We start from the raw sequence: 23291 nt of genomic DNA on the forward strand, positions 1-23291 counted from the left end.
ATAACGACTAATCGAGGCCGGTTCATTACCAGTACAATCATTGGAACAAGAATATGGGTTTTCCGCTGAGTATGTGATCTGTATCAGCCGATTCAACTATTTCAGGTAGCATCCGCGAGGGAGCGCAGCGACCGAGCGGTTCTCGGCGACGAGCGAAGCGAGGCGTGAGCGAAGCGAACGCCTCGAAAAGTCGAACGGCGAGCGGAGCGAGCCGTGAGACAAGTGAGTCGCCGTAGCGAGCGCCGACCAGCGAGGAACCTCCGGTTCCTCGGGCCGTGCGAACGGGCGGCTCCGCCGCCCGTGAGCAGATAATGCGGCCCGAAGGGCCGCGACGGGAGGAGCGGGTTGCGGGCACCGCCCGCAACCGAATGGTCGTGGCGGCCTGCAGCCGCCACGCAGCGCGCGTATTTTCCCCACGTTTTTGCCGCGGGCGGCGGCCACAGGCCGCCGCCGGATGCCGTGGTCGTTCGAAAGGCGCTTTGCGCCGTTCGTGATGACGAGCGAGCGGAGCGCTCTCGGATCACGGCGAAGCCGCCACGCGTGAGGCGTGTTCGCCGACGGCGAACCGCCGGAGCGTGCAAAAAGTGGGATTACAACTCTTCGCTACTCTCGAGTGGCCCCTCCAGTCGCCCCTCGACGTCCGCTTCCAGTTTGTACCGCTGCACTTTCCGCGTGCCGCTGCGGGGCAGTTCGTCAACGAAGAATATCCGACGCGGGTGGGCGTAGGTCGGAACGGCCTCGAGGGCGAATTTCCGGAGTTCCCGCTCGGTCGGGGCCGTCTCGACACCCGGCTCCAGAACGGCGTATGCGACCGGCGCCTCGCCCTTGATTTCGTGTGGGGCGCCGACGACCGCGGCGGCCTGCACGTCGGGATGCTCGAACAGCTCGTCCTCGACTTCGGCGGGGTAGACGTTCTCGCCGCCGACGATGAGCATGTCGTCGGCGCGGTCGACCATCCACAGGAACCGGTCTGCGTCCACGCGGGCGATGTCGTCGGTGTAGAACCATCCCTCGCTGTCAAAAACGGCATCGGTCTTCTCGGGCAATCCGTGATACCCCTCGAACACCTGCGGGCCACGGATGGCGATCTCGCCGGTCACCTGCGCCTCGTCGTCGGGGTCGATGCCGTGTTCTTCGAGCGTCGTCGCGGCCGTCGGGTCGAGTGCGGACGCCGGGACTCGCGTCTCCCGCGTCTCGGGGTCAACCAGTTTGATTTCGAGGTCGGGCAGCGGCTGGCCGATACAGCCCGCGCTCTTCGTAATCCCGTAGGTGGATTCCGTCGTGCCCGCCGGCGAAGTTTCGGTCATCCCCCATCCCTCGGTCAGCGGGCTATTGAAGGCGTCCTCGATGCGGCGACGGGTGTCGTCGGCCAGCGGCGCCGCGCCACTCCCGAGCGTTTCGATGCTCGAGATGTCGTAGGCGTCGGGGTTTTCCTCCATCTCGGCGAGCATCTCGATGTAGACGGCCGGGATGCCGGCAAACTGCGTCACCTCGAACTCGGTGATGGCCTCCAGAAGCGACTGGGCGACCGGCATGGTGCGCAGGACGATCGTCGCGCCGTTGTAGAGCCCGGTGAGAAGCACTGTACTCAGCCCGTACATGTGGAACAGCGGGAGGAAACAGAGCGCGACGTCCTCCTCGGGGTCGGCACCGCCACGAGAGCTGTACGATTGGGCCGTCGTGAGTAGGTTCTCGTGGGTCGTCAGAACGCCCTTCGGGTCACCCGTCGTCCCCGAGGTGTACGGCTGGACGGCCACGGCATCGAACGCACGGTCGGGGCGGTCGAACGACGTCGCGGCCGCGTCGACGTGCTCGTCGTAATCCTCAAGGCCCGCCGCGCCGCCGGGGATGAACGTAAGCGGCACCTCCTCAGCGAGGTCGGTGCCCACGCTCGGGAAGACGGGCGAGGTGATGAGCGCCGACGCGTCGGCGTCATCGAGGATGTATCGCAGGCTGTCGGTATCCATGCGGTGGTTCAGCGGCACCGCGACGGCGCCGGCCTTGATGACGCCGAAGAAGGATTCGGGGAACTGCAGGGAGTTCTCCAGATACAGCGCGACGCGGTCGCCCGCCTCGATACCGGCTTCCTGGAGGGCGTTCGCCACCTGGTTCGACCGCGCCTCGAGATCGGTGAAGGTGTATTCCTCGCCGCGATACTCCAGCGCGAGTCGGTCGCCGTAGCGGTCGGCACCCATCGCGGGCACGTCGCCGAGGTGCCGCAGCGGTTCCTGACGGTAGTATTTCATCGATGACGACGTGGTTGTGGCGTGTTGACAAAAGGCTTGACCCTTCAGCAAGGTGTTGTTTTTAGTGGCTCACTCGTAGCCGACCTCGGCGGTGAGTTCGACACTGCTTTTCGAGAAGGTGCCCGTCCCGCGGGCGAGTTGGTTCCCCTCCGAATCGTGTAAGACGCCGTCGGCGATGAGTTGTTTCGGGTGGTCGTTGACGACCTCGGCCGTCGCGATGAGTTCGCCCTCAGAGACGGGGCGTGTCAACTGCAGATGGAAATCCGTCGTCAGCATGAACACGTCCTCGACGAGCGAGTTCGCGGCGAAGAACGTCGCGTCGTCGAGCGCTTTGAAGTAGTAGGAACCGTGCACCGCGCCCGCGGCGTGGTGGTCGCTTTCGTCGACTGCGATGCGGAGTTCCGCCTGCCCCTGATCTTTGATATCGAGCGTCGGGTCGATTGCATCGTTGCACGGGGAGGCGTGATACATCCGTTCGAGTTTCCGGAAATGTTCCATGCGCGGGGGTTCGACGTGGATGGGCAATTTGGTGTCGGTTGCCCACTCCCGCCGGTGGGGGATACCTCTCCGGTACCCGGTGGGATTTTTAGCCTCCCAGCGGAAGGAGGTAGTATGGACGCCTTCGAGGCGTCGGCGAACGTGCCGCGGGAGGACTTCGAGTTCGACCACCGGCCCGAAACCGACCAGTCGTTTGAGAACGCCCTCGCGAAGGCGCGGGCCGGCGAACGGCTCGACGTCGACGATGCCATCGCGCTGCTGACGACCGGCACCGACAGCGACGGCATCGACCTCGAGCGCAAAGAACAGGTGCTCGAAGCCGCCGACCACCGCCGCGCGGAGGTCGTCGGTGAGGAGGTCACGTTCGTTGCCAACATCAACAACAACGTCACGACAGCCTGCGACGTCGGCTGTCTGTTCTGCAACTTCAAGGACGCCGCCCAGCGGTTCGAGGAAGACCACGAGGGCGAAACGGAGGGGTTCACGAAGACGCCCGCCGAATCCCGCGAAATCGTCCGCGACGCCGTCGAGCGCGGCATCTACGAGGTCTGTTCGGTGTCGGGCCTCCACCCGGCGCTTGCGCTGGACGACGAACACCGCGAGATTCTGGAGTCAACGGATGGCGACCACAGCTACAAACCACCGAGTGCGTACGAGGACGATCCCGGCACGTACGTCGAGCAGATCGAGGCGATGAACGTCGACGGCGTGCACGTCCACTCGATGACGCCCGAGGAGGCGTATCACGCCCGTCGCGGCACCGAGTGGGGTTACGAGGAGGTCTTCGAGCGGCTCGAAGCCGCGGGACTGGATTCGGTGCCTGGCACCGCCGCCGAAATCCTCGTCGACGAGGTGCGGGATGTCATCTGCCCCGGCAAGATCGGCGCAGACGAGTGGGTCGAGGCGATGACGGCCGCCGCGAAGGTCGGCCTCGACACGACGGCGACCATCATGTACGGCCACGTCGAGAACGAGGCCCACCGCGCGCTGCATCTCGACCGGATTCGTGACCTTCAGGACGAGACGGGCGCGATTACGGAGTTCGTCCCGCTCTCTTTCATCCATCCCGATACCCCGCTGGCCGAGCGTGGCATGGTCGATGCGGGCGCAACCGTCCACGAGGACGAACTGATGATCGCTGTGTCACGGCTCTATCTCGACAACATCGACCACATCCAGTCGTCGTGGGTGAAATACGGCGACGCACAGGGGCTGAAGATGCTCAACTGCGGCGCCGACGACTTCATGGGCACGATACTCTCGGAGGAAATCACGAAACGGGCCGGCGGTGACTACGGGGAGTTCCGGTCGTTCCGGGAGTACGCCGACATGATAACCGCAATCGGTCGGGTGCCGGTCGAACGCTCGACGGATTACGAAAAACGGCGCCGCATCGACCCCGACGAGGAGCCGCTCGGGCCGACACTCGGGCCGAAATCCGACGGAACGCCGCTTTTGTAATCACTCGCAGTTCTCGCCGTCGTCGTCACCGGCTGACAGCACCTGCCCCTCGCGAGCGCCCGCTCGATAGACGGTGACGCCTTTACAGCCGCGTTCGACCGCCAGCCGGTAGGCGTTCGCCACGCTCTCGCGGTCGGCATCCGACGGGAGATTGATGGTCTTCGAGACGGCGCCGTCGACGTGATTCTGGAACGCCGCCTGCACGCGGACGTGGGCGTCCGGTGTCACCTCGTGGGCGCGGACGAAGAGGTCGGCCATCTCCTCGGGAATCGGCAGGTCATGTGGGCCGCCGTATTCGCCCTCCGTAAGCAGTTCCGCGGCCGTCTCCTTCACCTCGGTGACGTCGATGTCGTTCGCTTCGAGCGTCCGCTCGAAGTAGTCGTCAACGTGGACGAGCCGTTCGGGTTCGACGTCACGGCTGACGTTCCGGAGATACACCACGTCGTAAAGCGGCTCACAACCGCCCGAGGTGCCGGCGATGATGCTCGTCGTGCCCGTCGGCGCGATGCTCGTGACGCCGTGGTTCCGCATCGGGAAGCCGTCGGCGTGTTCCTCGGGGTCGCGCTTGGTGTGCTGACGGAACCACTCGGGGGAGTCGGTCGGTGCGGCGTATTTCGACTCCGACCAGTCGGGAAAGGAGCCGCGTTCCTCGGCGAGGTCATGACTCGCCGTCGTCGCCACGCGGTCGATGCGGGCCATCAGCTGGTCGGCGAACTCGATGGAGGCGTCGGAGCCATACTGGATGCCGAACTGACAGCAGAGTTCGGCAAAGCCCATCACGCCGAGGCCGACTTTCCGGGTTCGCTTGACGACCGAGTCGATGCGTTCCAGCGGATATTCGGAGACCGTAATGACATCGTCGAGGAAGCGAATCCCCCAACAGACGAGTCGGTCGAGCCGTTCGAGGTCGATGGCGACGTCGAGATATGCCTCCATCCGGGCTTCGAGGTCGGCCGCAGCGTCCCCGCTCTCGCCGTTCTCGTTCGTGCCGGCCTCGAAATCGGGCCACAGCGGCCGGTCGTCGAGGGCGAGTACGGAGAGATTGACGTGGCCGAGGTTGCAGGCCTCGAACTCCTCCAGCGGCTGTTCGCCACAGGGGTTCGTCGCGAGGATGCGGTGGCGGGGATACTCGTCGATGTCGAAGGAGGTATCGCGGTTCGCGGCGTCGATGTGGAACAAACCGGGGTCGCCGCTGCGCCAGGCGCCGTCGACGAGCAGCCGCCAGATGAGGCCCGCGGGGAGCGCCATCGGCTCGTCCACCTCGACGAGGTCGCCGCGGTACTCCTCGATGCCCGCTACGTCGTCGTCGTAATCGCGCCAGAGGTTCTCGGGCACCGCCGATTCGTGGGCATCGGCGTAGGAGGCGTTGTAGAACCGAGCGGTCGCCTCGTTGGCGTGATGAACATCACCCGTTCTTGGATTAGTTAGCTCGAAGGGCTCGTCGGCGTCGACCGCGGCCATGAACTCGTCCGTGATGCCGACGGAGAGGTTGAAGTTCGTCAGCTCCCGCAGGTCGCGTTTGGCGACGCAAAACCGGCCCACGTCGGGGTGGTCGACGCGAAGGACGGCCATCTGTGCGCCGCGGCGTTTGCCGCCCTGTTTGACCGCCTCGCACATCGAATCGAACACCTGCATGAACGACACCGGGCCGCCGGCGACGCCGCCCGTCTCGGCGACCGGGTCGCCACGGGGTCGGAGCCGCGAGAAGGAGTAGCCGACGCCGCCGCCGCTCTGGAAGATGCGGGCGGCGCGTCGAATCGTCCGGAAGATGTCCCCGAGGTCGTCGTCGGGCGACATGACGAAACAGGCCGCCAGTTGGCCGAGGCTGGTGCCGGCGTTCATCAGTGTGGGCGAGTTCGGGAGGAACGCGAGATTGGTGAGCATCTCGTGGTACCGACCCTCCCAGGTCGAGGGGTCGCCGTCGTGTTCGCCCTCGGCGCGGGCGACGCTGTGAGCGACGCGCTCGAACAGTTCCGACGGCGTTTCAGTGACCTCGCCGGTCGCGTCTTGCTTGAGATACCGCGCCGGAAGCACTCGCTCAGCGGCGACCTCCGGGAGACGTTCCGCGACCGTCTCGCCGGTCGTCCGTTTTGCCGGCAGCTCCATGCTCCGAATTCATGTCCGCAGGAATGAAAGTCTAGCCCAGACAGTCCCGGAACCGTTCCCCGGCCGCGTCGTCGGCATCGAGCGCCGCTTCGATACGCGGCGAGAGCCAGCCGTCCTCGACATAATGCTCGTACACCGGGAGCCGTTCCCTGAGTGGTACGCCCGCTTCCTCGGCGATATCCTCCAGTTCCCGGAGGGCGGGCCACGCGTACTCGGGATTGATGTGGTCGTCGGTGACGGGTGAGACGCCGCCGAGGTCGTCGATGCCGCAATCGAGCAGGTCACGAACCGGCGCGAGGTTCGGCGGCGACTGGACGCCCACCGATTCGGGCAGCGCCCAGCGAGCCATCGCCGTCACGCGACGCATGGTTTCGTTGTCCGGTGACCCCGACTGCCAGCGTTCGTTGTTCACGACCGGCTGGATGATGACTTCCTGGATGTGGCCGTACTGCTCGTGGAGGTCTCTGATAGCGAGGATGCTCTCGGCACGGTCACGCCAGTCCTCGCCGACGCCGACGAGGATGCCGGTGGTAAACGGCACGCCGAGTTCGCCGGCGGTGGCAAGCGTCGCCAGCCGCTGGCCCGGTTCCTTGCTCCGGGGGCCGCCGTGGGCCTGTATCTCGGCAGTTGTTTCGAGCATCACGCCCATCGAGGCGTTCACATCGGCGACCAGTTCCATCTGCTCGCGGGTCTGGTCGCCAGGGTTCGCATGGGGAAGGAGTCCACAGTCGAGCGCGATTTCACACGCCTCGCGAAGATACGAGTGAATCGAGTCGTGGCCCCACTCATCGAGTTGCTCGTGAACCCGCGTGTAGCGGTCGTCGGGGTCGTCGCCGAAGGTAAACAGCGCCTCCGTGCAGCCGGCGTCGGCACCCCGCTCGCAGATGTCACGCACCTCCTCGGGCGAGAGCAGCGACGCCTGCCCGGGCGGGTCGTAGTACGTGCAGTACGTACAGGTGTATCGACAGGCGGTCGTCAGCGGGACGAAGACGTTCCGGGCGAACGTGAGCGCGGATGTGGCGGAGACATCCGCCGGCGTTACGGACAGCAGTCGCTCCGTGTCCTCTTCGGCGACTCGGACGTCGACCCCGTACGCTTCAGCCCCGAACACACCCGACGGTGAGGGTGTGGGGCATTAAAATGCACGCAGTGGCGGCGCGCTTCGTATGGGCGTGCGGGCTCGGCGACGGCCTGGGTGCCCTCGACCGGCAGTGCCGAGCCCGCACGGCCGACGCGAGCGCATCTCGTGCGGGTTTCTGTTCGCGTCCGGGGGACAAAATGGTCACCCCGTCATCGGTCGGCGACGACGCGACCGTCCGTCCTCGCCACCTCGAAGCCCGCCTCGACTACCCACTTGCGGGCATGGCTCGTCTCGTCACCGTGAAGCAACAGCTCGACGATATCGCGCGGTTCGTCGATATCGACCGCCAACCGGAAGGAGTCGACCGTCGCTGTCGTGGCGCCGATATCTTTGGCGATACGGCGGTGGTCGCGTATCGAAGCACCGTGATAATCGACGGTGAACGCCTGCTTGCGGGTGCAGAACGCGTTCGTCCCACCGCCCAGTCCGGGCGCGAACGCGACGTCGGCATCCGTCTCGAACAGCCGCCGGAGTGCTTCGGGCGTCACCAACGCAAGGTCGGCCATGACGACCGCCATCGGCGCGTCGAGGTGGGCGTTGACCGCGTCCGTCAGCTGGCGGTCGTCCTCGATGACCGGAAACGGGCAGTCGATGTCTGCCGTCGAGAGAACAGTCGGCGCACCGCCGGCGCTGTCGACGGCAGCACAAACGTCGAGAAGCATCGCACGGGCGAACGCCGCTCGTTCGTCCGGTTCGAGCACGTCGGCAAGCCGGGTTTTCGGCTCGCCCGCGGCGAACGGGACGAGAACGTCCATCTATCTCAGTCGGCTCGGGGCTTGCTGGCGGGATTTATACAGGTAGTAGCCGCCACCGAGCAACACCAAAAGAACCACGACGCCCGCACCTGCGAGGACGGCAGTGCGAACGGACTGGCTCTGTGTTGCCTCGTCTTCGGCCCGCTCGGCGAGGCTGATGGCGTTCTCGAAGTTGCCGGCCTCGTACGCAGAGATGGCGCTGTCGAGGGAGGACTGTGCCTCACTCGAGCCGGAGCCTTCGACGGCCTCACTGGCGCTGTCGATGGCGTTCCGGGCTTCCTTCGTCTCCTGCGTGTAGTGGTGAATCTGGTAATCGGCGATCTCGTCTTCGGTGCCGCCAGACCGAACCTGTGTGAATTTTGCCAGCGTGAACCGCTCCGGCGGGTCGTAGCTCAGGTTCTGAATCTCGGGGGTCGTCCCCGTGACGCGAACCTCGATTCGACTGGTGTCGTCCTCGATGTTGACGTCCTCGTCGAACGATTGGCCATCGTAGGAGGCCTGCCGAATCTGGTTGCCGGCCTGGTCGTAGTGACGAACCGTCCACGTCACGTTCGTCAGATTCGTCTCACCGTGGAGCGTCCACTGTTCGAACTCCCCGTAGAGGGACGTGAACTCGTAGGTGACCTGTACGTCGGAACCGACTTCGGCGTCCTCGGGCATGTCCTGCGGTTCGCTATCGACGGCGGCCGCCGGGCCGACGAACAGCGTACCGACTAACAGACAGGCGACGAGCGCTGCCAGCAGCTTTCGCTTACTCATCGTCGCCGTATTCGATGAGTTTGTCTAAATCCTCTTTGCTTTGGGCGCGGAGCTGTTCGACGTTCTCCTCGGCCTCGATGGCCATCCGCTGCATCTCCTTGACGCGGGGAACGTCAGTCACACCCGAAAGCACGACGATGGCGGCGACCTTGTCCTCGTTTGGGAGGGGGTAGTCGCCGGCTCGAACCTCCATACACTGGGTGGTGTTCTCGAGCCATTTGCGCGCCTTGTCGACGCCTTTCCGGTTGATGGCCTCCGGCGGCCCGGAGACGAGCAACAGGGCGCGTTCGGTGCTGTCGACCTCACACTGCAGGGTGAGTTTGCCGAGCGTGGCCCGGCGGACGAGCGACGTGATGCGGTTCGTCGCATCGCCGGCGTCGTCGAGGCCGCTGTCGTTGCCACCGCGGAACCGATCGAGGAGCCCTTTCTCCTCGTTTTCGACCTCCTCGCTCGCGTAGCCGACGCTCGTGATACCGTGTTCACCGAGCGTGTTGATAATCTCGGAGGCGTCGACGACGCTTTCTGCGACCTGGTCGCCGAGTGCTTCGACCTCGCCGGCGGAGAACAGCGCGCCGAATCGGGAAACGATCTCTTCGTTAATTTCGGTGTACCCCTCGCCGAGGCTCTCACCGCCAGTTTTGAACGCGTCGTTGTCGAAGCCGAGGAGGTTGTCGACGTTCTCTGCGAATTTCTGGAACGACCGCGCCGCGTTCCGGTTGTAGATACCGCCTTCGTCGCGGGCCGGAAGGATGCCGAGCCCGTAGACGGGTTCGACGTAGAGCCGCTGGAGGTGTTCGGCGAGGACGGGCGCGCCACCGCTGCCGGTGCCGCCGCCCAACCCGGCCATGATGATGAACGCGTCAATCTCGCTCGAGGTCATCTGGTCGATGGCCGTCTGGACCTCCTCCATGTCCTCGCGCGCACACCGCTCACCGAGTTCCGGTTCAGTTCCGGCACCGTGGCCTTTCACGACGGACTGGCCGATGAGAACGCGGTTTTCATCCGGGACGAAGTCGAGCCCCATCAGGTCTGCCTTGGCCGTGTTTACCGCGACCGCATGGCCGATGATGCCTGTTCCACGGGTAGAGTCATATTCGAGGAACCGGTCGAGAATCTTCCCGCCGGCCTGCCCGAAGCCGATCATTGCGAGTTTCATATCGTTGCTTACCCTGATAGCGTCCCACGGAAAGGATAAGCTTTCGGCCCGGGTCAGTGACTGAGCGTCCAATCGAAAGCCACTCAGCCGATTACTCGGAGAGCACGTCGGGGTCAATATCGAGATATTCCGTCAGCGTCGTCAGGTCGTCTTCGGCGTATCCGAACGCGTCGGTGTCGTTGTCGTCGGTCGTGTTGTTGAACTGCAGCGAGCGGTACTGGTCGGAGCCCATCCGTGGGACGCCCGGCAGGGAATCGAGCAGCGACTCGGGGACGAAGTCCAGCGATTTGAGCCCGATGCCGGCCAGTGGCATCGGAATGGAGATGATATCGACGGGTTTCCCGTCCGCTCCGTGGGCGAGTGTCGCCACCTCTGCAAGCGTCACCACCTCCGGGCCGCCGATTTTGTAGGTCTGGCCGACGTGGGGGTCGTCGCCCTCGTCTTCCCCGCTCACCTCGCGGACGGCGGGCGTCAGTTCCTCGTCGAGTTCGGCGTCAGCGTCCGCTTCGGCTCCGGTCTCCTCCTCGTCGTGGGCCCGACCCTCGGCCGCGTCGGCCAACATCGGCACGAGGTCGCCAACCCAGATCGGCTGGAACTTCGTCTTCCCACCGCCGGGCAACGGCGTGAGATACGGCGTCGCCAGCTGCTTCGTGTAGGGGATGAACTCGCCGCCGTCCCCGAAGACGACGGAGGGCCGGAAGATAGTCCAATCGAGAGCGGATTCCGTGACGATGACCTCGGCGAGGCCTTTCGATTTGATGTAGGCCGTGGTGCCCGAGGGGTCAGCGCCGAGTGCGCTCATCTGGACGAGTTTCGAAACGCCGTGTTCCTCCGCGGCCCGGACGACGTTGTCGGTGCCGTCGCGGTGCACCTCGAAATGTTTCTCGTTACCCCCCGTCGGCCGGAACAGCGGCGACAGCGCAACGAGGTTGACGGCGATGTCTTGGCCCTCGAAGGCGCCCTCGATGGAGTCGTAGGCGGTCACGTCGCCCATGACCCGGTCGATACCTCCCGGAAGTTCAGCTTCGCCGGGGGTTCGTGCCAGCGCCGTTACCTCGTGACCACGTTCGAACAGCTCTCGACACAGTTTCTCGCCGATGAAACCCGTGCCGCCGACGACAAGGATACGCATACGCGGGTCAACTCACGGCGGCGATATAAAGTGTCGTGGCGAGGCAACGAAGGTGGGTTTCCCGGCCGCTCCGTCGTCAGTCGTCGATGTTGAGCAGTTGGCCGATGACGCGTTCGGGGTCGTCGTTGCCGAAGGCGGATTCGACGAGCAGGCGGCCGCCGAGCACCGAGGGGCTCAACACGACGTCGGCACCCGCACGGCGGAGTTTCCGTACGTTCTCGCGGTCGGTCGCCGCCGCGACGATGCGTAACTCCGGATTGAGTTCTCGGGCCGTCAGAATCGACAGCGCGTCCTGGGCGTCGTCGTTCGTGGCGGCGATAAGCGCCGTCGCCCGCTCGATGTGGACGCGCTGGAGTGGCTCCTCGTCGCTCGGGTCGCCCGTTATGACCTCGAATCCGCGGTCGCTGAGCCGCTTGGCCCGGTCGGGGTCACGGGTGATGACGACAGCGGCGCGCTCGCCGAGGCTTTCGAGTATCGGTTCGGTCAAATCGCCGTAGCCGACGACGATGTAGTGGTCGTCCAGGAGTTCGAGCTGTTTGTCACTCATGTTTCCAAGTGCTGTCGCGAGGCGTGCCTCGATGAGCGGGCCCAGGAGTGTCCCGAGGGCGACACCGAAACTGGCGACGCCGATGACGAGCACCGACATCGAGAACAGGCGGCCGAACTGTGTCGTGGCGGTGATGTCACCGTAGCCGACCGTCGAAGCGGTGACGAGCGTGAAGTAGAACGCGTCAAGCGGCGTGTTAACGCCGCCGAACTCCTCGCGGAGTGCGTAGGTACCGACCGTTCCATAGATGTGGACGCCGACGATGGCCGCAAGCGAGGCCATCTGGGTCAGGGTGAGGTCGACGTGGCGGCCGAAATACCGCCGATTGAGGAGTACGGCCGGCATCGCAAGTCCCGACAGGATGACGAGCGGAAGGGAGAGCACGCTCGATTGGACGAGCCCCTGAATCGCGGTGACGGGCAACAACACGACGGTCGAATACCAGGCCGAACGGTAGCCACGGCGGAGGCCGTAGGCGCTCGCGAGCATCAGAAAGCCGGTCATCGTCCCGGTGAAGCCGGCGGTTCGGGCCGCAGCCATCGGGACGTATTTCGCGAGTGGGCCGGCCACCGTCGTGGCGCCGATGTTGACGATGCCGGTGACGACCGAGAGCACGGCGACGGACGCCGTCAACAGAACGGCTGCACGGACTCGCAGCAGCGACAGATGTCCATGCTTAGGTTCCGACTGCCCGGCCATGCTCAACCGTACCGCCGTCGCTGATAAAAACCCCATCGCTCACGGAGGGGGTGTGGCGGTACTGGTTTAACCCACGCCGTCGTCGGAACAGCCATGGTACAAGCCCTTCCCATCGAGATTCTGTTCGGCGTGTATCTCGGGGTGTTGACGGGCATATTTCCAGCACTCGTCGCCTGGGGCCTGGGGTTCATCTTCAAATACGTCACCGGCGTCTCCATCCCCGCGTTCGGTGTCGTCGTGCTCTCCTTGGCGCTTGCGGGTATCAACGGCGGCCTGCTGGCACTGAACGATCCCGCGGTCGTCGGGTCGGGCTACCGTGTCATCGTCGCGCTCATCGTCGTGTTAATGATTTCATTATACGCGCACGCAAAGGGTGATAAGATGGGTTCGGAGTTTCCGAAGCGATTCTCGCTGTCGAAGCTTCGGGAGCGGACGCTTTCGAGCGACGTGGTCGATCTCGTCGGCTCTCGCGGTGAGGTGAAAGTCGAGGTTCTCGGTGAGGTCATCGATATGGAGGGGTATCCACCGCTCTCCGAGGATGCGCGGACGGCGATTAAAACCGGAACCTGGCGGTTCCCGGCCGACATCCCCATCTCCGAACTCGAAACGCGGTTCGCAGACCGGCTGAAAACGGAACTCGACCTCGCGGATGTCTCGGTCAACATCGACGAACGCGGTCGGGCGACCGTCATCGCGGCCCCGCCGCTTTCGGGCATCTCGAAGCGGGTGCCGCAGGGCAAACGCGCCGTTTCGCTCGATGCACTCGTGCCGACCGGCCTGGCTCGCGGCGACAAGGTCGTCGTCATCGCTGATGGCCTTTCGGTCGAAGGCAGCGTCATCGCAGCACTGTCGGGCGGCAAGAAAGACGAGACGGCGAAACCCGACGGCGGCACGACCAAGGAGGTTCCACCACCGACTGCGGCACCGACGACGACGGGCGGTGAAGGACGAATCACTGTCGCCGTCGACCGCACCGACGCCGAGAAACTCCTCGCGACCCGGCGGGCGAAAATCGTCGTCACGGCTCGCGGCACCCGCCGGGAGTTCGAGCTCATCTCGCTACTCCGGCGTGCAGGGAAGCGGTTCCGGAAGGTCACGGTCAAACCGGACAGCAGCCTCGACGGAAAGTCGCTGGGTGCGGTCGACGTCCGCAGCACGTACCACGTGGCGGTGTTGGCGATCAAGCGACCGGGCGGCTGGGAAGTCGCTCCGAACGGGAGTTCCGAACTGACCGGAGGCGACGAACTGTTCACCGTCGGGAAGCGGGAGGCGCTCGATGCCTTCGAGGAGGTGGCCGCATGATTGCGCTCGTCCAGACAATCCCGGTCGGGGAGAACCTCTTCGTCGACCTCGCGAGGATACTTGTTCTCTCGCTCACCTCCGCCGTCTTCGGCATCGGAATCGGGTTGTTGCACCGCTGGTACGCCAACCAGAAGATTCCCGATGGACTGTCCGTGCTCGTCGGGCTCAGCGTCGTCGCGCTGTATCTGAACACGTCGGGCGCACTCGGAGACGTCATCGGCGGTCAGAAGGACTTGCTGGGCATCGAGACAGTCGTCTTCAACGTGTTCATCTTCCTCATTTCCGGTGTTATGGCCGCCGCTGGCGGTCGGTCCGGTGACCGACTCGGTGTCAGCCTCTTCGCCGTCGCCAGGAGAAAATCCGTCGAGGCCGACGTCAGCCGAATCGTCAAAACCGTCGGGCGCGTGACGACCGTCAAGATTCCGGACGACATCGACGATATCGACGGGTACGACCCTGTCGACTCCGCCGTCAAGGAGAACCTGGCCGATCAGACGCTTCTGTTCCCGCGTCGTCTCACTGTCGGCGAACTACGGGGTCGGTTCATCGAGCGGCTCAAAACCGACTACGACGTCGGTCACGTCGATGTCGATTTCACCGAGAACGCGACTATCGAATACCTCGCGCTCGGTTCCCGTGAATCGGGACTCGGGCCGACGCTCCCGCCGGAGAGCGCTGCACTCGCCATCTGGGCCGACCCCGCCAACGACGCCAGTCCGGGTGACGCCGTCCAGGTGTGGACGACGGGCGATCCGGCCACGGAAGCGGCGCCGGAGCGCGTGACGAACGCGGAGGTGCGCGGCACAGCCGACGATGTCGTCACGCTCACCATGGACGAGGAGGCGGCCATGAATCTGGATACGGACGTCCGGTATCGGCTCGTCACGCTGCCGGTCGAGGCTCGGACAGACCGGGAGTTCGCCGCCCAGCTCCGCGCGGCCGAAGAGACGATGGGCGTTGTCGACATCGAAGCGGGCAGCGCCCTCGCGGAATCGACGATCGGTGCACTCGACGTGGCCGTCGCAGCGATACGAACCCAGGATGGCGAAATTGAAGCGATTCCACACCGGTCGCGGCCGCTCGCCAGCGGTGAAACAATCTACGCTATCGCCCGACCCGACCGATTGCGTCGACTTGAGGCTGCTGCGACAGCCGAGACGACGGCCGTGGTCGATGACACCGCTGACAGCGGCGCGTAGTCGTTACACCCAAATCCGCGCACGCCCCAGACCAGGTATGGCCGACGAACCTATCGATCCGAGCGATATCGGCGAGGGTGATGCCCCACCCATCGAGGAGGCGCCGTACAAGCTCATCTTCGAGGCGAACAAATGCATCGCGGCAGGCAAATGCGCCGAGGTATCCGAAAACTGGGAGATGGATATCACGACCGGCATCGCAAAGCCCGATGTCTATTTCTTCGGTGAGGACGACCTCGACCACAACGTCAAGGCGGCGGAAGTGTGCCCGGCCAAGAAAGACCGTGGCGTCATTCACGTCGTCGACCGACGGACGAACGAGGAGATCGCTCCCGACCCGAACGGTGACGGAACGCTGTCCGTCGACTGGTGATAAAGGGTATACTTCGAGCGGATGAAACAACGCTCAAATCCCAGTAAAATACCACGAATATAGTTTTCCAATCCGAATGCATTCCTCGGGTTTCGGTATCTTTCCGCCGGAAGTTCGGCGGTGGCGCAATTAGTGCCAACAATCCCCACACATATATGTATGCGGGGTGCACGTGAGCAAGTATGGCGCGAAACGATAGCGGTGAGCGTGTTGACACCAATCGGCGACGGCTTCTTCAGGCGATGGGGGCGGCCGGTGCGGTTGGATTGGCTGGCTGTTCGGACACCGGCGACGGTGGCGGGTATTTCGATGAAGAACTCGGCCAGCAACTGGCTGACGGCTTCGAAGAGGCAGGGTTCGAGACCCCGTGGAAAGGACAGATTATCACGAACCAGAACCCCGAGCGTGTACAGTGGGCGCAGGTCATCCAGGAGGAACTCAACAAGACGGAGTTCTTCGACGTCGAACTGAACCAGTTCGAGTGGACCACCTACGTCGGCCGTGTTCTGGCCGAAGACTCCCACAAGGACGAGTCCCTCATCGCTCTGGGCTGGTCGGCTGGCTGGGACCCGGACGCCTACGTCCGAAACCTATTCCACAGCGACCAGTTCACGCCCGCCTGCTGTAACGTCAACCACTTCTCCGACCCTGAGGTCGACACCCTGATAGACGACGGGACGGCGACGACCGACATCGACGAGCGTGCCGACATCTACCAGAGCGCACAGGAATCCATCGTCTCGGCGTCCCCAATGGCGTTCATCCGCTACGGTGAAGAGATCGACGCCTACCGCGCAGCCTCCGTCAACGGCTGGTCGACCTACCCGATCAACGGTGGCAAGTACTACAGCGTGTACGCCCCGTGGGCGGGCCAGAACGCCGAAGTCACGAGCGACAACGCCGGCGACGAGAACGAACTCATCGCCACGATGTCGGCTGACGTCGCCAACACCGACCCGACGGCGATGAACGACACGACGTCCTCGATGTCCGGCAACCTCATCTACGAGGGCGTCATGGGTGTCGATTACGACGGCAATCCGCAGCTGATGCTCGCGGAAGACCTGGAGCAAGTCAGCGAGACCGAATACGTGTTTACGCTCCGAGAGGGCGTTCAGTTCCACGCCAGCGACGAGTACGACTTCGACGGTCGCGAAATGACCGCAGAGGACGTGAAGTTCTCCTGGGAGCGCTATCTCGGCACGACGCGAGAGGCGGATGTCGGCGACTGGCTCGGCGTGCCCGACACGCCCGAGGGCGAACAGCCCGAGTCCTTCGAAGGTAACCTCACGGTCGAGGGCGACTACACGCTCCGCGTCGAGTTGCCCGAAGTGTACGCTCCGTTCCAGTTCAGCGTCGGCGCTGCACTCGTCGTGCCCCGCGAGGCCGGCGAGGACGGCCCCCTCGACCTCAGTCAGGAGCCGATCGGTACCGGCCCCTACCAGTTCGACCAGTACGACCCCGACGAGCTGTACCGCATCAAGCGGTTCGAAGACCACTGGCACGACGGCTCCAACGGCGTGCCGGAGACGCCGCCCATCGAGACGGTCACGTTCCGCATCATCACGGAGAGTTCGGCCCGCGAAGCCGCACTCCGTGGCGGCGACGTCGACCTGGCACAGCCCCCGCAGGGCAGTGTCAGCGCGCTGCAGGACGAGAGCGATTTCACCGTCACGAGCCGTATCGCCGGTGGATTCGACATGCTCATCTACCCGATGAACGCTGACACGCCATTCCAAAACGAGAAGGTGCGGCTGGCTGTCAACCGCCTCATCGACCGCGAAGGCATCATCGAGGCAGTGTACAACGGCATCGGGACACCCGCGTACTCCCCGATTTCACCACTGGCTGGCTCGTTCACCTCCGAGGAGTTCAACCAGCGAATGGGTAACGAGTACTCCCGGTACTACCAGCGTCAGTAACGCAGCGACGGGGTAACACCTCTCATCCCCACATGTCTCTACGCAGATACGTCCTCAAACGACTGTTACTCACCATCCCGATACTGCTGGGTGTCACCGCCATCACGTTCGCGATGGTACACCTCCAACCCGGTGACGTCATCGACGTCCTCGTCGGGTTCAACGACGTAAGCGCCGAAACAGAACGGCAGTTGCGGGAACAGTACAACCTCAACGAACCCATCTACATCCAGTATCTGCTCTGGTTGCGCGATGCGATGTTGCTGGATTTCGGACAGTCGTACGTCTCCCAACGGAGCGTCAGCGGTGCGATCACGACGCGACTGCCGTACACCATCCTGCTCGGAGTTGGTGCACTCATAATCGCTCTCGCCATCGGCGTGCCGGCGGGCATCATCGCCGCAGTCAAGAAGGGTCAGCAGGCCGACGAAGTGAGCCGTGTCGCAGCGCTTCTGGGTATCGCAACGCCGAACTTCTGGCTCGGCCTGATGTTGCTGCTCGTGTTCAGCGTCCGGTTGGGCTGGTTCCGGACGATTCCACCGTCTGACGTCTCGGTGTATAGCCCGTCGCTTCTGAAGTTCATGATACTCCCAGCGATCACGCTGGGGACGGCATCCGCCGCGCTCCTGATGCGCATCATGCGGTCGTCGATGCTTGAGGAACTCAACAAAGAGTACGTCAAGATGGCGCGTGCGAAAGGGTTACGCGAGCGAACGGTCATCCTCAAACACGTGACCAGGAACTCGCTGATTTCCGTTGTCACGGTGGCTGCCCTCCAGATCGCGTTCATCGTCGACGGCGCCGTCGTCATCGAACAGGTCTTCTCGGTGCGCGGCGTCGGTCGGCTGCTCTTGGGTGCCATCCTGCAGCGTGACTTCCCGATCATCCAGGCGTCCGTCCTGATGATCGGCGTGACGATCGTGTTCGCCAACCTACTGGCTGATATCATCTACTCGTACCTCGATCCACGCATTCGATACTAAACATGGCAAGCAGAGAAAAAACGTCAGAACGCGGTCGGATTCGGATTACCGGATTTGACACAGCAGCGGTAACCGAGCGCGACGAGCTCGTCGAGTGGAAAGCCGCTGAAACCGCCGAAAGCGGCACGAGCCAGCGCGCGAAATCCTGGCATCGGTTCAAGCAGAACCGCTCGGCGTTCATCGGTATCGGTATTCTCGCCTTCATGGTGTTCGTCGCGGTGTTCTCCCGGCCAATCGAAGTTGCAGTTGCCGGACAGACGATACCGGTTCAACCGTTCGAGTTGATTCCACACAGCACGGATACGAATCTCGTCTCGGGCAACGCTCCGCCGAGCATGGAACACCCGTTCGGAACGGGACAGCTTGGCCGTGACATCCTCTCGCAGGTGATGGTCGGCGCCCGATACAGCCTCGCTATCGGCGTCATCGCCGTCGGACTCGCGGTGCTCGTCGGCGTCCCGATGGGCGCTATCGCGGGCTACTACGGCGGCTGGATCGACGAGGCCATCATGCGGCTCGTCGACATCCTCTATGCGTTCCCGTTCCTCGTGCTCGCCATCGTCATCATCGCGATTCTCGGACAGGGGTTCTGGAAGATGATCGCGGCACTCGTCATCGTCGGCTGGATCGGCTACGCTCGGCTCATCCGCGGAGAGATCCTCTCCGTGAAGGAAAACGAGTACGTGATGGCCGCGAAGGCACTCGGCGCACGTGACCGCTCGATTATCTTCAAACACATCGTCCCGAACGCGATGGCACCGGTCATCGTCCAGGCGACGCTGAACGTCGGTACCATCGTGCTCGCGGCCGCCGCACTCGGATTCCTCGGGCTGGGGCTCCAGCCGGGGACGCCCGAGTGGGGAACAATCCTCTCGGAGGGACGTGACGCGGTCATCAGCGGTCGCTGGTGGGTCACCGTCTTCCCCGGCCTCGCTATCGTCTTCTTCGTGCTCGCCGTCAACCTCGTTGGTGACGGCGTTCGCGACGCATTAGATCCACAAGACGCCGGCGGCGACGGCGGTGGAGGAGGGTTCCGCTGATGTCGCTTCTGGAAGTCAGCGACCTTCGAACGCAGTTCTACACCGAAGAGGGCGTCGTCCGTGCGGTCGACGGCCTCTCCTATCAGATCGAGCGCGGCGAGAAGTTCGGCGTCGTCGGCGAATCCGGCGCCGGGAAATCCGTCGCCTCGCTGTCTTTGATGCGGCTCATCGACGACCCCGGTCGCGTCGCTGACGGCTCGATCCGGTTCTACGAAGAGGAAGCGCTCGATACCTTCGAGGCGGATTTCCCCGACCGGACGGTCGACGTCGAGGCACTCCGCCAACAGCACGACCTCGTCGACCTCGTCGACCGGCTCCTCGAGAAGGGTGCCTCGCCCTCGGCTATCGCTGATGACGACCGGTTCGCCCCCGACGCGGATGCGCGAACCATCGTTCGGGACGCCGACCTCGACATGCGGGACATCGTCGACAAGCGATACTGCGTCGACCTCGGTATCGTCGATGAAGACGAGTGCATCGTCCACGACGGCGACGAACGGTACATCGAGATTACGCGCGCCGATGGCGAGCCGCTCCGCCGGCTTCGCGGGAACCACATCGCGATGATTTTCCAGGATCCGCAGACGGCGCTCAACCCGGTGTACACCATCGGTGAGCAGATCTCCGAGGCCATTCGCACGCACATGGATCTGGACGATGATGCGGTCAGGGAGCGAACCGTCGACATGCTCGACCGTGTCGGCATCCCAGACCCGGAAGACCGGTACAACAACTATCCACACGAGTTCTCCGGTGGGATGCAACAGCGTGCGGTCATCGCCATCGCGCTGTCGTGTGACCCAGACCTCATCATCGCCGACGAGCCGACGACGGCGCTCGACGTCACCATCGAGGCCCAGATTCTGGATCTGCTCGACGGACTGTCGACGGAGACTGGCACGGCAATCCAGCTCATCACCCACGACCTCGGCGTCGTCGCCGGCGTCTGTGACCGTGTCGCCGTGATGTACGCCGGCAAGCCCGTCGAAATCGCGCCCGTCGAAGACCTCTACTACGAGCCGAAACACCCCTACACGGTCGGACTGATGGGGTCGATTCCGCGCATCGGTGACGGCCGCGAGGAGCTCGATACGATTCCGGGCACGATGCCTGACCTCGTGGAGGTGCCGCCGGGCTGTAGTTTCCACCCGCGGTGTCCGTACGCCGAGAAGGCGTGCACGGAGAAGGAACCGCCGCTCGTCGATACCGATACCGGCGAGATTGCTGACCCGGACGACCACGACGCCCACGCGGCTGCCTGTCTCGAGTACACCGGCGACCTCGAGCAGGGGCTCGACTACGAGGTCGTCATCGACGAGGGACTCGAGACTGGAGCCGGAAGCGACACCGCTGGAACGGAGGAACATCCATGAGCGCGAACGACGACCCCCTGATCCGGACGGAGAATCTCACGAAATACTACTCGACTGCAGACAGCTTTCTCGACCGACTGCTGGGCGATGCGAAGGACGTGAAAGCCGTCGACGGCATCGATATCGAGATCAAGGAGGGCGAAACGCTCGGTCTCGTCGGCGAGTCCGGGTGTGGGAAATCCTCGTTGGGACGGACGCTGCTGCAGCTCGAAGAGCCGACCGCTGGCTCGGCGTACTACCGCGACGGTGATGAGGAGATCGACCTGGCCGAACTCTCCACGAGCGGTATGCGCGAGTACCGCAAAGATCTCCAGTTCATCTTCCAGAACCCCTTCGCGAGCCTGAATCCGCGACTCACCATCGCCGACATCATCGGCGAGCCGCTCGACGTGCACGGTATCGCAAGCGGTGACGAGCGACGAGAGCGTATCGAGGAGCTGCTCGAACTCGTCGGCCTCCAGGCCAGCCACGCCGGCCGGTATCCACACGAGTTCTCCGGCGGCCAACGGCAGCGTATCGGCATCGCACGGGCGCTTGCGGTCGACCCCGATTTCATCGTCTGTGACGAGCCCGTCTCCGCGCTGGACGTCTCCGTGCAGGCACAGATTCTCAATCTCCTCATGGATCTACAGGAGGAGCTCGGCCTGTCGTATCTGTTCATCGCCCACGACCTCAGTGTGGTCGAGCACATCGCCGACCGCATCGCGGTGATGTATCTCGGTGAAATCGTCGAGGTCGGTACGCCAGAGGAGGTGTTCACGGAGCCGCATCATCCCTACACTGAGGCCCTGCTGTCGGCGATTCCGGAGCCCGATCCGCTGTGGGAGAGCGACCGCGTTCTCCTGAAAGGGACGGTGCCGTCGCCGACGGATCCGCCATCCGGCTGTAAGTTCCACACCCGCTGTCCGCGGGTCATCCCGCCAGAAGGAATGGACATCGAACAGGAGGTCTTCCGGAGCATCATGGATCTCCGGGTTCGCATCGCCGACCACGATGTCGGCGTCGAGTACGCCTGGGAGCAGGTCGAAGAGCGAAACCCCGGCCAAGACCGTGAGGAACTGCTGAATGAGTTCGTCGCCGAACTGCGCGACCACGAACTCGACAGCGAGCCAACGGGTGTCCATCGGGAACGGGTCGACGAAGCCATCGAACTGCTGGCCCACGAGAAGTTCGAAGCGGCCGGCGACCTGCTTCGCGGGGAGTACCAAAGCATCTGTGAGCGCAAGGAGCCGACGCTCCCCGACACGGAGAACCCGAAGTCGTGTCACCTCTACGATACGGACGAGACCGGAACCATTCCGGGCACGGAGAGCGACGGCGGCAGTGTCGGCGCCGAGGGCGACTGACCGCGAGCCATACGCTTTTATCGATAGCAGTCGTAAACGGGGCGAATGCGGCGCATCTACGAGTCCAGAGCGTTGGAGTACGATGACGACGACCCATACGCGCCGAAGCGGAGCGATGGCGACGGTCGCGACCGGAAAGCCATCGACTTGGGTGCAGCCAGCCACGCGCTGATGCCGACGCGGCTTCGGCGGCTTGCACTCGGCATCTCCATCGAGACGGATGCGGACACCTACGCGACGGGCGAGTCGGTGAACTTCAAAATCAACTTCGAGAACCGCATCCCCTTTCCCATCGCGTTGCAGACCAGTTCACCCGTCCGCTGGGCGTGGAGTATCGACGGCCTCGATGAGGCCAGCCACGTCACGAACTATCCGAACAGCGGCAGCCTCTTCGAATTCGGCCGCTCGGAGCGGAAAACGTTCCGCCGCCGCTGGCGACAGCGCTTCCGCGAATCCGAGCGGTCGTGGGCGCCGGCCGACCCCGGCGAATACACCCTCTCCGTGCGCGTCAACACACCAGATGCGGCCACGAAAGGCCTGACCGACGAGACGACGTTCACCATCGAGTGATGGAGTCGGTCAGCCGCCGCCGACTGCTCGCCGCGCTCGGAAGCAGCGTCGCACTCGCCGGCTGTTCGGAGAGAGAAGTCGACGACGTAACGACGTCCCCACCGACCGCGTCGACGACGGAGACGCCAGCTCCCTATACTCCGACACTGCACGGCGATCGGCCGGACGAACCGACCGAGGAGGTCGGTATCGGTGCAGTCGCGATGCCGACAACGAACCGTCGCGTACCACCGGAGAACGACCGGACGCTCCGGATGCCCGCCGATGGAACGCCGTGGGAGAGGCCGGTCTTGCAGGGCAGCGGCACGTTCAGCCACACGCTCGATGCGCCGGGCGTCTACGATGCGTTCGGGCTTCACGAGAACAGCGGGCAAGTCGCGACCGTCCTCGTTGGACGACCCGACCCCGACGAACAGCCGGCGCTGATAGCCGACGATGAGATGCTTCCGGCCACAGCGCGAGAGCAGCTCTCGTTACACCACGACGTCGTCCGTGAGCTGCTGGCGTAATCGAAACCGCTTTTCCGCTGACGGTCGCAGGCTGATACGCGCGAGGGTGGCCGAGTCAGGACAAAGGCGGCGGACTTAAGATCCGCTCCCGTAGGGGTCCGTGGGTTCGAATCCCTCCCCTCGCATAGCGAGACCTCGAACGGAGTGAGAGGTCTCGGAACCGAACGGCGAGCG

Annotated in this window: 20 protein-coding genes and 1 tRNA gene; 12 read left to right on the forward strand and 9 right to left on the reverse strand. The window is 64.0% G+C overall.

The features are described from left to right. Positions 1 to 590: 590 nt before the first annotated feature. Both ACI8UR_RS08095 and ACI8UR_RS08100 read right to left on the reverse strand, forming a co-directional pair. The gene (locus ACI8UR_RS08095) at positions 591 to 2246 is read right to left on the reverse strand and encodes a class I adenylate-forming enzyme family protein (RefSeq protein WP_411715618.1); all 1656 of its coding nucleotides are present in this window, start codon (positions 2244 to 2246) and stop codon (positions 591 to 593) included. A gap of 69 nt (positions 2247 to 2315) precedes the next feature. Further along, positions 2316 to 2744, reverse strand: coding sequence for a PaaI family thioesterase (locus tag ACI8UR_RS08100; RefSeq protein WP_411715617.1), 429 nt, complete (start codon positions 2742 to 2744; stop codon positions 2316 to 2318). Positions 2745 to 2858: 114 nt separating this feature from the next. Between ACI8UR_RS08100 and cofH the strand changes: the two genes are divergently transcribed. Further along, on the forward strand, positions 2859 to 4205 hold the full coding sequence (cofH, locus tag ACI8UR_RS08105; RefSeq protein WP_411715616.1) for a 7,8-didemethyl-8-hydroxy-5-deazariboflavin synthase subunit CofH: 1347 nt from the start codon (positions 2859 to 2861) through the stop codon (positions 4203 to 4205). On the opposite strand, the gene ACI8UR_RS08110 is transcribed toward cofH, so the two are convergent. The 7 genes from ACI8UR_RS08110 to ACI8UR_RS08140 form a co-directional block, all read right to left on the reverse strand. After that, on the reverse strand, positions 4206 to 6311 hold the full coding sequence (locus ACI8UR_RS08110) for an adenosylcobalamin-dependent ribonucleoside-diphosphate reductase (RefSeq protein ID WP_411715615.1): 2106 nt from the start codon (positions 6309 to 6311) through the stop codon (positions 4206 to 4208). 31 nt (positions 6312 to 6342) lie between these two features. Continuing rightward, on the reverse strand, positions 6343 to 7422 hold the full coding sequence (cofG, locus tag ACI8UR_RS08115; protein WP_411715614.1) for a 7,8-didemethyl-8-hydroxy-5-deazariboflavin synthase subunit CofG: 1080 nt from the start codon (positions 7420 to 7422) through the stop codon (positions 6343 to 6345). Positions 7423 to 7601: 179 nt separating this feature from the next. Beyond that, positions 7602 to 8207: a 2-phospho-L-lactate guanylyltransferase gene (gene cofC / locus ACI8UR_RS08120; protein ID WP_411715613.1), complete on the reverse strand. Its 606-nt coding sequence runs from the start codon at positions 8205 to 8207 to the stop codon at positions 7602 to 7604. Beyond that, positions 8208 to 8966, reverse strand: coding sequence for a hypothetical protein (locus ACI8UR_RS08125; protein ID WP_411715612.1), 759 nt, complete (start codon positions 8964 to 8966; stop codon positions 8208 to 8210). Then, positions 8959 to 10122 (reverse strand): tubulin/FtsZ family protein, encoded by a 1164-nt coding sequence (locus ACI8UR_RS08130; RefSeq protein ID WP_415087739.1) that lies wholly within the window; start codon positions 10120 to 10122, stop codon positions 8959 to 8961. Before ACI8UR_RS08130 ends, ACI8UR_RS08125 begins: the two co-directional genes overlap by 8 nt. Positions 10123 to 10213: 91 nt before the next feature. After that, positions 10214 to 11254, reverse strand: coding sequence for a complex I NDUFA9 subunit family protein (locus ACI8UR_RS08135; protein ID WP_415087740.1), 1041 nt, complete (start codon positions 11252 to 11254; stop codon positions 10214 to 10216). Between the two features lie 76 nt (positions 11255 to 11330). Then, entirely contained in the window at positions 11331 to 12500 is a 1170-nt protein-coding gene (locus ACI8UR_RS08140) for an NAD-binding protein (protein WP_415087741.1), read from the reverse strand. A gap of 93 nt (positions 12501 to 12593) precedes the next feature. On the opposite strand from ACI8UR_RS08140, the gene ACI8UR_RS08145 reads away from it, so the two are divergent. The 11 genes from ACI8UR_RS08145 (at position 12594) to ACI8UR_RS08195 (ending at position 23242) form a co-directional block, all read left to right on the forward strand. After that, positions 12594 to 13802 (forward strand): TrkA C-terminal domain-containing protein, encoded by a 1209-nt coding sequence (locus ACI8UR_RS08145; RefSeq protein ID WP_411715368.1) that lies wholly within the window; start codon positions 12594 to 12596, stop codon positions 13800 to 13802. Further along, positions 13799 to 15001, forward strand: coding sequence for a potassium transporter TrkA (locus tag ACI8UR_RS08150; RefSeq protein WP_411715367.1), 1203 nt, complete (start codon positions 13799 to 13801; stop codon positions 14999 to 15001). The genes ACI8UR_RS08145 and ACI8UR_RS08150 overlap by 4 nt, the downstream gene beginning before the upstream one ends. Before the next feature lie 37 nt (positions 15002 to 15038). Next, positions 15039 to 15374: a ferredoxin gene (locus tag ACI8UR_RS08155; RefSeq protein ID WP_411715366.1), complete on the forward strand. Its 336-nt coding sequence runs from the start codon at positions 15039 to 15041 to the stop codon at positions 15372 to 15374. A gap of 182 nt (positions 15375 to 15556) precedes the next feature. Further along, positions 15557 to 17296, forward strand: coding sequence for an ABC transporter substrate-binding protein (locus ACI8UR_RS08160; protein ID WP_411715365.1), 1740 nt, complete (start codon positions 15557 to 15559; stop codon positions 17294 to 17296). A gap of 32 nt (positions 17297 to 17328) precedes the next feature. Next, positions 17329 to 18279 (forward strand): ABC transporter permease, encoded by a 951-nt coding sequence (locus tag ACI8UR_RS08165; protein ID WP_411715364.1) that lies wholly within the window; start codon positions 17329 to 17331, stop codon positions 18277 to 18279. Positions 18280 to 18281: 2 nt separating this feature from the next. After that, entirely contained in the window at positions 18282 to 19319 is a 1038-nt protein-coding gene (locus tag ACI8UR_RS08170) for an ABC transporter permease (RefSeq protein ID WP_411715363.1), read from the forward strand. After that, positions 19319 to 20692, forward strand: coding sequence for an ABC transporter ATP-binding protein (locus tag ACI8UR_RS08175; protein WP_411715362.1), 1374 nt, complete (start codon positions 19319 to 19321; stop codon positions 20690 to 20692). The genes ACI8UR_RS08170 and ACI8UR_RS08175 overlap by 1 nt, the downstream gene beginning before the upstream one ends. Continuing rightward, the gene (locus tag ACI8UR_RS08180) at positions 20689 to 22038 is read left to right on the forward strand and encodes an ABC transporter ATP-binding protein (protein ID WP_411715361.1); all 1350 of its coding nucleotides are present in this window, start codon (positions 20689 to 20691) and stop codon (positions 22036 to 22038) included. The genes ACI8UR_RS08175 and ACI8UR_RS08180 overlap by 4 nt, the downstream gene beginning before the upstream one ends. Before the next feature lie 45 nt (positions 22039 to 22083). Further along, the gene (locus ACI8UR_RS08185; protein WP_411715360.1) at positions 22084 to 22608 is read left to right on the forward strand and encodes a hypothetical protein; all 525 of its coding nucleotides are present in this window, start codon (positions 22084 to 22086) and stop codon (positions 22606 to 22608) included. Then, a complete protein-coding gene (locus ACI8UR_RS08190) occupies positions 22608 to 23117 on the forward strand; it encodes a hypothetical protein (protein ID WP_411715359.1) in 510 nt (169 codons plus the stop codon). Before ACI8UR_RS08185 ends, ACI8UR_RS08190 begins: the two co-directional genes overlap by 1 nt. A 40-nt stretch (positions 23118 to 23157) precedes the next feature. Beyond that, a tRNA-Leu gene (locus ACI8UR_RS08195) sits at positions 23158 to 23242 on the forward strand. The last annotated feature ends 49 nt before the right edge of the window (positions 23243 to 23291 follow it).

The organism is Natronomonas sp. (assembly GCF_047616845.1).
GTDB lineage: Archaea > Halobacteriota > Halobacteria > Halobacteriales > Haloarculaceae > Natronomonas.